13 protein-coding genes are annotated in these 13,405 nt (G+C 30.6%); 1 reads left to right on the top strand and 12 read right to left on the bottom strand.

Going from position 1 to position 13,405, the window contains the following annotated elements; genetic code table 11:
• Nucleotides 1-2: 2 nt before the first annotated feature.
• From L8W57_RS03205 to L8W57_RS03160, 10 genes are all read right to left on the bottom strand, one after another.
• Nucleotides 3-2,309, bottom strand: a complete 2,307-nt coding sequence (locus L8W57_RS03205) for a chemotaxis protein CheW (protein WP_263661981.1) — start codon at nucleotides 2,307-2,309, stop codon at nucleotides 3-5.
• Between the two features lie 2 nt (nucleotides 2,310-2,311).
• Nucleotides 2,312-3,265, bottom strand: a complete 954-nt coding sequence (locus L8W57_RS03200; protein WP_133319535.1) for a chemotaxis protein — start codon at nucleotides 3,263-3,265, stop codon at nucleotides 2,312-2,314.
• Entirely contained in the window at nucleotides 3,265-3,993 is a 729-nt protein-coding gene (locus L8W57_RS03195; protein ID WP_412175280.1) for a UDP-2,3-diacylglucosamine diphosphatase, read from the bottom strand. The genes L8W57_RS03200 and L8W57_RS03195 overlap by 1 nt, the downstream gene beginning before the upstream one ends.
• 3 nt (nucleotides 3,994-3,996) lie before the next feature.
• Nucleotides 3,997-4,482, bottom strand: coding sequence for a transcription elongation factor GreA (greA, locus tag L8W57_RS03190; protein ID WP_039619215.1), 486 nt, complete (start codon nucleotides 4,480-4,482; stop codon nucleotides 3,997-3,999).
• 9 nt (nucleotides 4,483-4,491) lie between these two features.
• The gene (gene lpxB, locus L8W57_RS03185) at nucleotides 4,492-5,589 is read right to left on the bottom strand and encodes a lipid-A-disaccharide synthase (protein ID WP_263661980.1); all 1,098 of its coding nucleotides are present in this window, start codon (nucleotides 5,587-5,589) and stop codon (nucleotides 4,492-4,494) included.
• Nucleotides 5,590-5,597: 8 nt separating this feature from the next.
• Nucleotides 5,598-6,167 (bottom strand): hypothetical protein, encoded by a 570-nt coding sequence (locus tag L8W57_RS03180; protein ID WP_263661979.1) that lies wholly within the window; start codon nucleotides 6,165-6,167, stop codon nucleotides 5,598-5,600.
• Between the two features lies 1 nt (nucleotide 6,168).
• Entirely contained in the window at nucleotides 6,169-7,554 is a 1,386-nt protein-coding gene (locus tag L8W57_RS03175; protein ID WP_133319531.1) for an AAA family ATPase, read from the bottom strand.
• Between the two features lie 124 nt (nucleotides 7,555-7,678).
• On the bottom strand, nucleotides 7,679-8,251 hold the full coding sequence (locus tag L8W57_RS03170) for a cytolethal distending toxin subunit A (RefSeq protein WP_133319530.1): 573 nt from the start codon (nucleotides 8,249-8,251) through the stop codon (nucleotides 7,679-7,681).
• A 9-nt stretch (nucleotides 8,252-8,260) separates the two neighbouring features.
• Complete coding sequence (locus L8W57_RS03165) at nucleotides 8,261-9,064, bottom strand: cytolethal distending toxin subunit B family protein (RefSeq protein ID WP_263661997.1); 804 nt, start codon at nucleotides 9,062-9,064, stop codon at nucleotides 8,261-8,263.
• Between the two features lie 2 nt (nucleotides 9,065-9,066).
• Nucleotides 9,067-9,873: a cytolethal distending toxin subunit A/C gene (locus tag L8W57_RS03160; RefSeq protein ID WP_133319529.1), complete on the bottom strand. Its 807-nt coding sequence runs from the start codon at nucleotides 9,871-9,873 to the stop codon at nucleotides 9,067-9,069.
• 156 nt (nucleotides 9,874-10,029) lie between these two features.
• On the opposite strand from L8W57_RS03160, the gene pepT reads away from it, so the two are divergent.
• Nucleotides 10,030-11,256, top strand: coding sequence for a peptidase T (pepT, locus tag L8W57_RS03155; protein ID WP_133319528.1), 1,227 nt, complete (start codon nucleotides 10,030-10,032; stop codon nucleotides 11,254-11,256).
• Between the two features lie 24 nt (nucleotides 11,257-11,280).
• On the opposite strand, the gene dcuC is transcribed toward pepT, so the two are convergent.
• Nucleotides 11,281-12,573, bottom strand: coding sequence for a C4-dicarboxylate transporter DcuC (gene dcuC, locus L8W57_RS03150; protein WP_263660471.1), 1,293 nt, complete (start codon nucleotides 12,571-12,573; stop codon nucleotides 11,281-11,283).
• A 9-nt stretch (nucleotides 12,574-12,582) separates the two neighbouring features.
• A complete protein-coding gene (pepE, locus tag L8W57_RS03145) occupies nucleotides 12,583-13,287 on the bottom strand; it encodes a dipeptidase PepE (protein WP_263661978.1) in 705 nt (234 codons plus the stop codon).
• Nucleotides 13,288-13,405 lie beyond the last annotated feature (118 nt).

The following is a 13,405-nucleotide window of genomic DNA, read 5'->3' as shown; positions in this document are numbered from 1 at the left end:
TCTTATCCTAGTTTTAAATTTTTTCTAACTACATTTTCTAAGTACTCTGGAGAGTAAGGCTTAGTAATATACTCAGTCATTCCTACTTCCACACCTCTTAAGCGGTCTGATTTACTAGTTCTTGAAGTTACTGCAACAAGTGGGAGGTTTTTATATTTAGAATATTTTCTAATTTCACCTGCTAAGGTATAACCATCCATTCTTGGCATTTCAATATCAATCAACACAGCATCAATATCATGCTCGCCTGATTTAATTGTATTTAATGCTTCAACACCATTAGTTGCTTCTATAATACTTACACCTAGTGGCTCTAATGATTTTTGCATGATATTTCTATCCATTTTAGAATCATCCACTATAAGCACTGTATAATCACTTGGTTTTTCTTTAGTTGTTTTTTTAGATTGTGATTCAATTTGTGCTTTAATATCAACTTTAATTTCTTTAGCTATATCCATCATAGCAGCAACATCGATAATCAAAGTTACTCTACCATCACCACGGATAGTTGCTCCTGCTATACCTTGGATATTTTGCAAATACTCACCCATAGACTTGATAACAATTTCTTCTTGACCTACTAAAGTATCTACTATAATACCAAGCTTACTTTCTGCCACACCTATAACAACTACATAAGTTTGATCAGTATTTTCAAGCACTTGTTTTACGCCAAATACATCCGAAAGTCTTACTAAAGATAAAACCTCATCTCTTAAGCGAAGTACATTTTTACCTTCAATGGTATAAATATCATCAATTGGCACTCTAACTGTTTCAAGAACACTTGCAAGTGGAATAGCATAAAATTCTTCTTGAGTTCCCACAAGTAAAGATTGAATAATCGCCAAAGTAAGTGGAATTTTAAGCTTCATCACAGTGCCTTTTCCAAGCTCACTATCGATTTCAATCACACCATTTAATTTTTCAATATTAGTTTTAACAACATCCATTCCAACACCACGCCCTGAAACATTGGTGATTTTTGCAGCGGTTGAAAAACCTGGTTTGAAAATCAATGCAAATGCTTCTTTATCACTCATTTGATCAGCTTCACGCTCTGTGATTAAGTTTTTCTCTATTGCTTTTGATTTTAACACATCAGCATCTAAACCTTTACCATCATCGGCAATTTCAACAACGATATGATTTCCTTCATTATATGCTTTAAGATTAACCGTTCCTTTTTCTGGTTTACCATTAGCTATACGCGTTGCTGGATCTTCTATACCATGATCACAAGAATTTCTAATCATATGCATAATAGGATCGCCAATTTCTTCTACAATAGACTTATCAAGTTCAGTTTCTTCCCCTGAAATTTCAAGCTCCATTTGTTTACCAAGTTCACGGCCTAAATCACGCACAACTCTTGGGAATTTATTAAATACTTTCGCAATAGGTTGCATTCTTGTTTTCATAACCGCAAGTTGAATATCTGTAGTGACAATACTAAGTTGAGAAACAACTTGATTTAATTCTTCTAAGAATTTTTCTCCATCATATCTTTCTTCAACATCATCATAAATTTTTAACAAGCGGTTTTTACCTAATACAAGCTCACCAATTAAGTTCATTAAATGATCAAGTCTTTTAACTTCAACCCTAATTGTTTGATCCATATTTGCACCACTGCTTCCACCACCTGCTGCAGGGACCTTTTTCTCAGCTGCTGCATTTTGTGCCTGTGGAGCTGGCTTACTTGGAGTTGGAGTTGATTCTTGAGTTTTTTTCTTTTCAGCGCGTCTTGCTTGATCTTCAGCTTTTCTTACTTTTAAAAGTCTTTCAATTTCAGCTTCAACTTCATCATCACTAAGTTTATTTACATCAACTTCAGGTTCTTCAGCTTTTGGCTCTTCTTTAACTTCTTCTTTTGGCTCTTCAGCCTTAGTCGGAGTAATTGATTCTAAACTTTCTCCTTCTGAAATTGCGGTTAATCTTGCACAAATTGGAGCTATATCAAGTCCGATTGCTGTATCATTTCCATTATCTCTAATAGAATTTAATAAAGTTTTCATCATATCAATAGATTCTAAAACTACATCCATTACTTCAGGAGTAATTTTAAGCTCATTATGTCTTGCTTTATTTAAAACATCTTCCATATGATGAGTAAGTTTTGTTAAAACATCAAAATTTAAAAAGCTTGACGATCCTTTAACAGTATGCGCAACGCGGAAAATTCTATTTAATAATTCTAAATCTTCAGGATTTGCTTCTAATTCAACCAAATCATGATCAATTTGCTCGACTAATTCAAAGGCTTCAACTAAAAAATCCTCAAGTATTTCTTGAATATCTTCCATTTTTACTCCTCACCTTTTTCATGTTTTGCTATGATACGAGAAATTTCAGCAAAGAAATCACTTGCATTAAATTTAACTAAATACCCATCTCCACCTGCTTCTTTAACACCTTTATCACTCATAAATTCATTTGATAAAGAAGAGTTAAATACGATAGGAATATTTTTAAATCTCTCATCATCTCTAACTTTTGCTGCAAAATGGAATCCATCCATTTGTGGCATTTCAACATCACTTACAATAATTTTTAAATGTTTATTTAAATCACTGCCATAAGTACTATAAAGCTCTTCTAGTTTATGTAAACCTTCAACACCATCTTTAGCTTCAATTACTTTAAGACCAATTTTATTTAATAAATCTTTAACAAGCTTTCTTGCAGTTGAACTATCATCAAGTGCTAAAGCCATACCTTCGATTTTTTGAATTTTATCATCGTCAATATCAGTTTGCGGGGTATAAATTCCAAGTTCTTGCACTATACTTTCTAAATCTAGGATAAGTAAAACCTCATCTCCTTCGATCTTAGTTACACCAGTAATTTTACCCTTATCTAAACTACCCGCACTTGTTGCAAAAGTAGCTGGCTCAATATTTTTCCAGTTAATTCTACGAATTCTTTTCGCCTCATGGACAATAAAACCGATTAAAACATTACTAAATTCAGTAATGATAACTCTAGGTTTTATATTTGTCATTTCTGGTTCTTGAATTTGCATCCATTTTGCTAGGTTGATTACAGGAATCACCACGCCACGAAGATCAAAAATACCTTCTACATATTCAGGTACTCCTGGAATTTCAGTCAAAAAAGGAATTTTAATGATTTCTCTAACCTTAGAAACATTTACACCATAAATTCCCTCATAGACTTTATCGTGGCCTTGCTTAAAGATGCGAAAATCAACAAGTTCCATTTCATTTGAACCTGTTTTAACGACATTCTCATCAAACATTATGCCTCCTTAAGTTCTATTTTGTGAAATCTGATTTCTGGCTCATATTTTACTATAAAAAAACTTTCCTTGTATGCAAAAGTAGCTAAATTTAGATATTTTATATCTTCATTTTTTAAAAATACATCTTGATGATAATGACCTTCTATTACAAAGCCTATATTATAGTGCTTTAAACGCTCTTTTACTAAAGCAGAAAAATGGGGAATTTTTCTAATATGTTGTTTTTTGTTTTGATTTTTTAGAATTTTTTGAGTAATTCTTTCTTTACTAATAACATTTAAAAAATTTAAAAAAAGTAGCAAATAATGATTTCTCAAACTTTTTAAGCAAAACTGCAAAAAAGGTTTTAAAAAAATATCCCCATGGGCTAATTTTACTAAGGTTTTATCTTGAAATTCGCAAAGCAAGGGTTGTTGTTTTATACTAAAAACTTTCACTTTTTTAAAAAATTTAGCTAAATTAAAATCATGATTACCTTCTAAATAAATGATTTCAATTTCATACGCAAGTTCTTCAAGTAAGTCTATATAAGCTTTTGCAAAATCATGCGTGGCCTTTACTTCATAAATTAAAAGATCAAATATATCACCCATTAAAAAAAGCTGTGGAGTTTGAATTTTTTTATTTTTTAAGGCTTGCAAAAACTCCCAAAAACCACGCCTATTTTTATTTTCATGCGCATCGGCAATAAAAATAGCATTTTCTTTTATAATTATTTTTTGCAAAAATTAAAATTCCAAAGCTTTGTATTCTATAGAAATGATTTCAAATTCACTCTCGCCTTTTGGCAAACGCACTTTAAAATCATCCCCTTCTTTTTTACCAAGCATTGCTTTAGCAATAGGTGAACTAATGGAAATATAGCCTTTTTCTAAATTTCCTTCATTTACCCCTACCAAAGTATAAGTGCTTTGTTTTTCACTTTCTAAATCCTCTACAACAACAGTTGAGCCAAATTTCACACTATCATGCTCATAAGAAGATGGATCGATGATTTGTGCTCTTGAGATCAAATCTCCAAGTTCAGCAATCTTTCCTTCTATAAAAGCTTGTTTTTCTCTAGCCGCGTGATATTCTGCATTTTCTTTTAAATCTCCATGGCTTCTTGCTATGTCTATTTCTTCTACTACTTTTGGGCGTTCAACTTTTTTTAAATGCTCTAATTCTTTTTCTAATTTCTCATAGCCGTATTTACTCATAGGTTCTTTTTGCATGATTTATCCTTATTTGATTTCATAAAGTATTTTAGCTAAATTTTTTGCACTTGCAAATTGCAAATATTCTTTTAAAAAATCTACTTTATCAAAAAATGCCTTATAATCGTATTTAAGATAAGCTTGATATAAATTTTCCACATTCACTTGCTCTTGTAAAAATTCAGGATTAAGCTCGCTTTTTCCTGCAAAATCTAAAAAGATATTTGCAAGGCCTATATGTTTGAGTTTTACAAAACATCTTGCGATAAATACATCAATAGCTTTAGCCTTATAAGCAAGCACAAAAGGCGTACCGACCAAAGCTGCTTCAAGTGTAGCTGTGCCACTACAAATAAAAGCAAAATCAGCATTTTTTAGAACCTTTGGGGTGTTAGTTTGAATTTCAAAATTACTCATTTCCCCGTAAATTTCTAATCTTTTTAAATTAAACTCGGGCACACAAAGGATTTTTTTACCTTTAAATTTAGTGCTTAACTCTCTAAAAATAGGCATCAAACGCTTTATTTCACTTTTTCTTGAGCCCGGTAAGAAAGCAATGATTTTTTCATCATCTTTTTTTGAAAGTATAGAATTTATATCTTCTTGATTTTTAAACTCTTTTATCTCATCTAAAAGCGGATGTCCCACATAAGTGCTTTTACTAAAAAACTCACTATCAAAAGGTAAAATAGAAGCTAACACATCAAAATGACTTTCTATGATAGGAATGCGTCCTTTTTTCCATGCCCAAACTTGAGGTAAAATATAATAAATTCTTTTTACTTTGGAATTTGCTTTTTTTAAAGCCTTTGCAAAAGGTAAGTTAAAGGCAGGAGAATCTATACATAAAATCGCATCAATTTTTTGAGCAAAACTTAAACTCACTAGCTCTTTTATGGCTCTTTTGGCTTTTAAAATGAGTGGCAAAACCTCTATAAAACCCATAGCACTAAACTCATGTGAGCTATAAAGTGGCTTGGAATTTAAACTAAATTCTTCACATAAATTCTCATCATAAATTCCCATTAAATCAAATTCTTTATACTCATTTTTATAAGCTTTTAAAACTTCTTTTAAATGCAAATTTGCTGAAGGCTCTAAAGCACAAACTAAAAAGGTTTTCATTTAAATTCCTAAATAAAATTATAAGGATTTACATTAAAATGTTTTTCAGATAAACAACAATCTTGTATTGCTGTTTCTTTATATTTTCTTTTATTATCTTTTCCGATAGTTTTTTTTAAATTAACTTTATTTATTCTAGGATATAACATAAAATATTTACTTTCATTTAGAGCTTTAGTAAAGCAATCTATATCTACTTTATGTGCAAAGCTATAGCATTTAAAAAGATATTCAAGCCATAATTTAGAATATAATATTTGACATCTTGCTTTTTCTAAGTCAGTATTACTACTTTTTATTTCACAAAAACTAATTTTTACCTTATTATTTTTAGAATAAACTATTATAAAATCGCAAGATAAATTAGTTTTATGCAACCAATCTTCTTCATTAGAATAATTAAGCAAAGTATGTTGACTTTTATGATGATTTTCTTGTCTAATTACTATAAAATCTTCATTGTTTTTAGTAAAATTTACACCTAGAATTTTAGTTCTTCCATCATTTCTTTCTTTAATATTTTCACAAAGTAAATTTTGATTTATGTTTTCTTTAAATGCTTTAAGACTATTATCCATTTTAATCTTTCATAAACATACTAGCCATTTTTTCATCTATATTTATAGTTTGTTCGATAACATCATTAAATGTTTCCATATCTATGCCATTTTCACTGCTTATATCTACCTTTTTTAATGTATTTTTTTTGCTTTTTTTGTCATAAAACGCAATATAAGCATTTACATCTTTTTTTGATAATTTATAACTATCATCATATTCTTTAAAATTTTCTTTTATCTTTTCATTTGTAAAATTGTTTAAAATAATACAATTATTTAATTCTCTAACCACATAATCGCTATGAGTAGTAATAAAAATTTTAATACCTGCATTTGCCAAAAGAACAAGAAGCCTTGCTAATAAAATTTGATTTTTAGGATGAAGATTAAGCTCTGGTTCATCTATCATCAAAATATCACCTTTTTGAGCAACATGCAAAATATAAAAATACAACATCAACAAAGATCTAGCAGAACTTGAAGCTACTTCGATATTAAAAAATTTCTTACTGCCTTTTGGCTGATATAAAATACCATAATCTGTAGCTTTATATTTTCCACCTACTACTTTTCCTAGTAAATCTAAAATATTTTTATATTTATCTTTATCTTTTTTAAACATACTTTCTAATTTTGATTTTTGTTTTACGTCTCTTATAAAATTTATATTATCTCTTACAGGTTTTGGATAAAGTTGATTTTTTTCCTCTATTTTTTTGTGAAATTCAAATAAATCAACATCTTCTTCTTTTAATATTTTTTGCATAGCTTCTAATTTTGCTATTTTAATAAAATCTAATTCTTCTTGAAAAATAGAAGCACCAGTTCTTTCAACGCTTAAAATAAAATTTTTCATAAAAATATAATTCAATAAATTATCAAAAAATATTTCTAAATACTCTTCAAATTCAAGTTTGTTTAAATTAGAAAAACCAATACCATCATCATAAACTATATGTTTAGCTTTTGCTCTATTGTTTAAATTTAATTTTTCTAAATACTGCTTTATAGCTTGCTTAACATTTTCTAAAGAAATTTGCATATCTACATCAAATTCTGCATTTGCAAAATCTTCATTTTTACCTGCTAAAACTTTGACAAGTATGCGATGAGAATATAATTTTGTTTTATTTTTTATATGATCTTCTAATTTGTTTTTAATATCTATATAGGTTAATTTTAGCTCTTGTGTATCTTTTATGTCATTACTTAAATTTTCATCATAAAGTTTTCTTTTTCTAACAAAAAAATTCTCTCTGACAATTCTCATAAAATCTAAATAACCATACAAACTATAAGTAGCATAAGTTTTTCCGGTATTGTTTTCACCGCAAATTAGAGTAATATTTCCTACTTCAAATTCTGCCTCATCAAGCATTCCAACATTTTTTAATTTTACTTTCATATTTTTCCTTCAATATATCTACTGTGTAGGATTTATATTTTGGCTATTAAAATTATCTACAAAAATTTAAAGACATTCTAACAAATTTTAACTTAGAGTTTAAACCCGCAAAAGCGGGTTAAATTTAATAAATCGGAGTTGCTTCAACAATAGCAGGAGCAAAGAAAAATAACTCTTTTAACTCTATCGGCACAGAAGGATTTACAGTGCAATCATCTAAGCCAAAACGATTTTCTATAGGCACGCGCGCTTCATAAAAGGTACTCATGCATTTTACCCCGCCATGAGTTAAAGATCTAATTTGCACAGCTGAACTTGTAGTAGGCATGATAGAAAAAACCGTTTGCATTTGCCCATCTTGCAAATCTTGCTTGCAAGATTTCACTCCAAAAGATTTTTCACTTAAGACAGCTAAACATACATCAGCACCTCTAGGGTTTATAAACTGCACATAGCCAAAAGGGCGTTGCACGGCATATCTATCTTTTTGTTTTAACGCATCGCTAAGAATTATCTCTTTTAAAAACCAATTTTGCTCTTCTAGTTTTTCAGAGCTATATCTAAAAGGACTAAGTGAAATTCCTGTTTCTAAAGATCTTATCGCGAACATAGGTGTAAAATCTTCTAAATCATCAAATAAAACTTCAGCTTTTAAAAAACTTAAAATAAAGCAAAATAAAATACAAATTTTTCTCATCATCTTCTCCTAAGGTCTTCTAAAATTTACAGGAAAATGATCCGAAGCTAAAAAAGTCCTAAGTCCTGCTACAGCTAAGATTGCAAGAATTCTAGGCGGACTATATAAAGATGTAGTGCTTGAATTTCCCGTAATCGCATAATCAATTGTATTGCCACCTGTTTGTGTAAAAGAAGGAGGTGCGACTATATTAATGCGAGATCTTAAATCCGGATCAATTAAATTTACAATAGTCCCAGGAGGTCTGTTAAAATCCCCTAAAATCATCCAATTAACCTGTGGCATATTCCTAAAGTGCATATCCACAGCACTTATAATAGCCCCTGCATCATTACCACCTCTTGATAAAGCGTGTATGCTAAAAAACGCATCATTTCCTATACGAATTCCTATAATAGGCCTTGAAGCAACGGTTGGAGGTGGTAAAACTATCACCTCATCAGCTCGCGTTCTACTCACAATAGCCATATTTACGCGATTTGCCCCAACATCAACTCTTGAGTAGTATATATAAACTGAATTTGGACGACTTGATGAGCCTAAATTCCACTCATACTCATGAATAGGAATGCCAATTCCCACGGGTTGAACTTGTCTTGGCGTCATTATAGCAGTACTTGGTAAAACTCCTGCTTCTTGAACAGCCAAAATATCCATAGGATTAGCACCGGTTACAAGCTGTCTTATACTAATATTCCACTTACTTTCAGTAGAAGCTGATGCACCTTGTAAATTCCAAGTACCACTATTATAATTTTCCAAAGCAGCAAATAATAAATTAAAACTAAAAATCAAAAATACTATCTTTTTCATCATCACTCTCCCGTATAAGCATAAGGCGATCTTGTTTGAAAAGCAGGCGCACTAATGCTCCATTGTCTATCTAAATTTTTTTCTTTTGATTTCAAACAAGGTGTCAAATAAATACTATAATAGTCAAAATAAAATTCCTCCATTACATTTCCAACTGTCGTTTGTATACATTGTTGTGTTGCAAAATTTTGAATTTGATAAGCACCATTGCTCATAGGATATAATCTCCAAAATTGTGCAAAATTTGTCTGATCGCAAGGATAATGTACTATACCATTACCATAAGCATTTAAGCAAGTTAAAGTTTTTGCATTTTTAATCATCACAGTATTATTTGGAAATTCAATGAGTTGCCACACTCTTGCATCACCAAAAGATTTACTATCAAATAAATTATACCCCCATATCCAATTGCCTGGATTTAAAGCCCAAACCGTTAATGCAGCTCCATTTGGGTTCATAATAGTTACAAAATCGCTTACAAATCCTATATTTTCATACAAAGCATTTGAAGTAAATCCATTGCTTGATGTAAGCCTTGGTAATGGTCCTTTTACAGCATTATCTCCTTTAAAAGTATTGACTTTCATAAGAGGTGGCTCAAGTGGTATAGCTGGGATTTTCTTACCTTCCACTAAAGTTGGTGTTTTTTGTTTAGCCGGTGGAGTTGGATTTTTACCTATTTTCAAAGGATCTCCATCGCTAAATTCTCCAAAAGAACGCCCTAAAGGATTGATTTCTTTAGAAGAACATCCAACAAAAAAAGTTATAAATACGCTCAATATCATCATAAATCTAAGTTTTTGCATATTCTCTCCTTAAAAAATATAAATTTAAATATATTATCATAATTTTAAATAAATTTTGATAGAAAATATCATTTAATAAAATCTTCTTAGATTGATCAAATATTTTAAAAATGAATTGTTATAATTTTATTAATTTTAATCTAAAAAGGAAAAATTATGGATATTGTACAAAGATTTATAAATTACACTAAGATTAATACCACTACAAGTAGAGAAAATGGCGCCAAAGGCATTATGCCATCAAGTCCTAATCAAATGGAGCTTGCAAAATTACTTGAAAAAGAATTACAAGAACTAGGTTTAAAAGATATCAAAAGAAGAGAAAACACCATCACCACAGCTCTTTTACCAGCAAACACTCCAAATGCTCCTAAAATAGCCTTTTTTGCACATTTAGATACAAGTATGGAACAAACTAATGACACCAAAGCACAAATCACTAAGTATCAAGGTGGAGATATATGCTTAAATAAAAACTTAGATCTTTATTTGAAAGAAAGTGAATTTAAAGAGCTTAAAAACTACATAGGAGATGATATTATCCACACTGATGGCACAAGCTTGCTTGGAGCTGATGATAAAGCAGCCATTGCAGCTATTATGGATATGCTTGAATTTTTTGTTAAAAATCCTGATATTAAGCATGGTGATATTTATGCTTGCTTTTTACCTGATGAAGAACAAGGTTTAAGAGGGGCAAAAGCTTTTGATATAAAAGAAATTAATGCTGACTTTGGATATTGTTTAGATTGTTGTGAGATAGGAGAGTTTATTTATGAAAATTGGAATGCAGGAGATTGTGAAGTAGAATTTATAGGAAAATCTGCTCATCCTATGAGTGCTAAAGGAAAATTAGTTAATTCTTTACTTTTAGCACATAAATTTATCTCTATGCTTCCAAATGGCGAAGCACCTGAATACACAGAAAATAAAGAAGGATATTTTTGGGTTAAAGAACTCAAGGGAAATAGCGCTAAAACTATTTTAAAAATAGATATTAGAGAATTTGATGATGAAAAATACAAACAAAGAATGCAATTTTTACAAGATTTAAACGATAGTTTTAAAAAGCTATATGGAGAAGAAAGAATTAACATTAAACTTAACGATCGTTATAAAAATGTCTTTAATAGTCTAAAAACAACCAAATCTTTGCCTATTAAACTTGCTTTACAAGCTTATGAAAATTTAAATATCAAAACTAAAATCATTCCTATGCGTGGAGGATACGATGGAGCGGTACTTTCAGAAAAAGGCCTACCTTGTCCAAATATCTTTACCGGAGCACATAATTTTCACTCTATTTATGAGTATTTACCTGTTAAATCTTTAAAAGCAGCAAGCAAAGTTATACAAGAAATCATCATCCTAGCCGCAAAATAAATTTAAGCCTTTTAAGGCTTAAATTTATAATAACACAAAAGCAATTACAACCACCGAAACAACACACCCCAAAGCAGTTCTTTTGACAATTTCTAAAGGACTAACCCCAGCTATAGCTGAAACGATAATGCAAGCTCCTAAAATAGGCGAAAGGTATCTTCCAAGCACTGCTGACATTGCCACTGCAGTACCAAGTTTAACTTGATCAAAACCAAGATCTTGAGCATGAATAGTTACAGCCTTGTTAAATGCCATAGCAGCAGCATCACCGCTACCTGTAATCATAGCCATTAAAAATGGTATAAAAGTTCCACCAAAACGCACATAATGCTGTTCATTTTTAAGCCATTCTATGATAATATCAATTACACCGCATGCTTTTAAACCCGCAACAAAAACACTAGCAGCTATGATAATCCCTATAATCTCTGCATAAGATTTTCCCATGCCATTGAAAAACTCTTTAAAAATATTATCAGGCTTGCTCATAGTTACTACTAAAGCTATAATCGCCCCTAAAAGCATGGCTTCAGCAACTCCAACTTGTTTTGTCCATGTTAAAAACTCATAATCATTTAAAGGACTTGCGCCTATAATTAGTACAATCAAAGGCACTAAAGGCATAAGCGCATAAAATGCATTTACTTTTTCAATATTATCTTCAGTCTTGTTTTGATTAGCCACTTCAAAAACTTGCCCTTTTTGATAATCTTTAAAAATCACTGCCATAATCATCAAAGAAATCATCACTATCACTCCTGCTGTTAATGCATTTGGAGTTTGAGTTAAAACAATTTCTTGTATATTTTTCCCTGAAATTTCAGAAATCAAAGCCGTATGAGAAACACCTGGACTTAAAATTCCTCCTATAGTTCCACAAAGCACTGTTGCTGCTGCCATGGCAGGTTTTATACCCGAAGCCATTAAAAGTGGTATTAAAGTCGCACCAACTGCAGCTGAACATCCTGCCGCTGAAGGTATAGCTATAGCGATAAAAAAAGTCACCATAAAAGCAAGTGGGATTAAGAAAAATCCTACATTTTTCAAAGGTGTTGTAAGTATTTTAACCAAATGTTTATCACATTTAGTCACTTTCATCACAAAAGCAAAGCCCATGCTTGCACAAATTGCCTTAATCAAAGCAGGTTGCACCATAGCATGTGTAAAAGCACTCAAAGCTTCAATGGGCTTAAGTGAAATCAAACATAAAATAAAACCAACACTAATTAAAGCTGTTTTTGTTTCTACTTTTTTAATAAGCAAATAAACCACAGCCACAATACCAAAAATCGCAGCTAAAAGATAAAAAGTTTGCATTTTTCTCCTTTAGATTTTAGTTATTTGATTGATTTTTAAATATTCTACATTAAAAGGATGACTTAGCTTTAACACATCATGATAACCTATGATTTTTAAGCTATCATCTTGCACTTTTAATGCAGAACCCTCCGGTATAGCATAAACAATGTCTTTTGGATTAGTTAATAAAAACTCTTCCGAACGCTCTTCTCTACTTTCTCCGTTGTGTCCAGGAATTTTCCCGCCAATAAAATGTGGGTTGATTTGACAAGGAAAAACCCCTAAACTATCAAAACTTTTTGGCATAACAATAGGCATATCATTAGTTGTTTTTATGCTAAGGCCTGCTATGTTAGAACCTGCACTCCAACCTATATAACAAGCCCCTTTTTCAATACACTCTTTTAACACTTCAAGCAAATCATTTTCATATAATTTATGCAAAAGCATAAAACTATTGCCACCACCTACTAAAAAAACCCTTGCATTTAAAATCGCTTCTTTTAAATTTTCAAAATGGTGTAATGATTTGATATTATCTTTTTTCAAGCCTTCTTTTACTCTAGCTTCATAAGCATCATAAGTCCTTCTAACACCCGCATAAGGTATAAAAAGAATTTCTTCATCTTTCATGGAATTTTCTTTTAAAAAATCATCTATAAATTCTCTAGTATGACTTAAATAAGCGCTATCTTTATAGCCAGAAGCACTAAAAAGTAAAAGTTTTGACATCATTCTTTCCTTTAAAAAATTAATCAAAACTATAATTTTAATATTTAAAAAATGAAAAAACAATTTAGTAATAAAAAAATATTGTATTACTTGTGTTAGAATTTAAAAAAAGGAAAAA

Source organism: Campylobacter sp. IFREMER_LSEM_CL1890 (assembly GCF_025772045.1).
Taxonomy (GTDB): Bacteria; Campylobacterota; Campylobacteria; order Campylobacterales; family Campylobacteraceae; genus Campylobacter_D; species Campylobacter_D lari_D.
The sequence above is the reverse complement of the archived record's forward strand: the minus strand, read 5'-3'. Positions and strand labels throughout refer to the sequence as shown.

Bases quoted from the DNA above. Each gene is read 5' to 3' on its own strand.
- pepE (WP_263661978.1), bottom strand. From the start codon at position 13,287: ATGTCAAAACTTTTACTTTTTAGTGCTTCTGGCTATAAAGATAGCGCT.
- L8W57_RS03160 (WP_133319529.1), bottom strand. From the start codon at position 9,873: ATGCAAAAACTTAGATTTATGATGATATTGAGCGTATTTATAACTTTT.
- lpxB (WP_263661980.1), bottom strand. From the start codon at position 5,589: ATGAAAACCTTTTTAGTTTGTGCTTTAGAGCCTTCAGCAAATTTGCAT.
- dcuC (WP_263660471.1), bottom strand. From the start codon at position 12,573: ATGCAAACTTTTTATCTTTTAGCTGCGATTTTTGGTATTGTGGCTGTG.
- L8W57_RS03170 (WP_133319530.1), bottom strand. From the start codon at position 8,251: ATGAGAAAAATTTGTATTTTATTTTGCTTTATTTTAAGTTTTTTAAAA.
- L8W57_RS03180 (WP_263661979.1), bottom strand. From the start codon at position 6,167: ATGGATAATAGTCTTAAAGCATTTAAAGAAAACATAAATCAAAATTTA.
- greA (WP_039619215.1), bottom strand. From the start codon at position 4,482: ATGCAAAAAGAACCTATGAGTAAATACGGCTATGAGAAATTAGAAAAA.
- L8W57_RS03200 (WP_133319535.1), bottom strand. From the start codon at position 3,265: ATGTTTGATGAGAATGTCGTTAAAACAGGTTCAAATGAAATGGAACTT.
- L8W57_RS03165 (WP_263661997.1), bottom strand. From the start codon at position 9,064: ATGAAAAAGATAGTATTTTTGATTTTTAGTTTTAATTTATTATTTGCT.
- pepT (WP_133319528.1), top strand. From the start codon at position 10,030: ATGGATATTGTACAAAGATTTATAAATTACACTAAGATTAATACCACT.
- L8W57_RS03205 (WP_263661981.1), bottom strand. From the start codon at position 2,309: ATGGAAGATATTCAAGAAATACTTGAGGATTTTTTAGTTGAAGCCTTT.
- L8W57_RS03175 (WP_133319531.1), bottom strand. From the start codon at position 7,554: ATGAAAGTAAAATTAAAAAATGTTGGAATGCTTGATGAGGCAGAATTT.